Raw genomic sequence first — 412 nt, forward strand, 5'->3', positions numbered from 1 at the left:
CTATAAAGACTACGCGGGCGGCACTGACCTCGGTGTATTCGGCGCCCACGACAACGTGTACTTCGGTCGCGTTGAAGACGGCGTGCTCGAAAGCGAGTTCTCGGGCAACCTCACAGAAGTCTGCCCGACCGGTGTGTTCACCGACAAAACTCACTCCGAGCGTTACAACCGCAAATGGGACATGCAGTTTGCACCAAGCATCTGCCACGGTTGTTCCAGCGGCTGCAACATCAGCCCGGGCGAGCGTTACGGTGAACTGCGTCGCATCGAAAACCGTTTCAACGGTTCGGTTAACCAGTACTTCCTGTGTGACCGTGGCCGTTTTGGCTATGGCTACGTCAACCGCACCGACCGCCCACGTCAGCCATTGTTGGCCGACGGCAGCAAACTGAGCGTTAACGCTGCACTGGAT

General features: G+C 57.8%; 1 pseudogene. It reads left to right on the forward strand.

The window, feature by feature from the left end:
• Positions 1 to 412: pseudogene (locus JWG43_RS18860) on the forward strand (NADH-quinone oxidoreductase subunit NuoG); the annotation flags it as partial.

The organism is Desulfobulbus alkaliphilus, assembly GCF_016918545.1.
In the GTDB taxonomy this organism is placed as follows: domain Bacteria; phylum Desulfobacterota; class Desulfobulbia; order Desulfobulbales; family Desulfobulbaceae; genus Desulfobulbus; species Desulfobulbus alkaliphilus.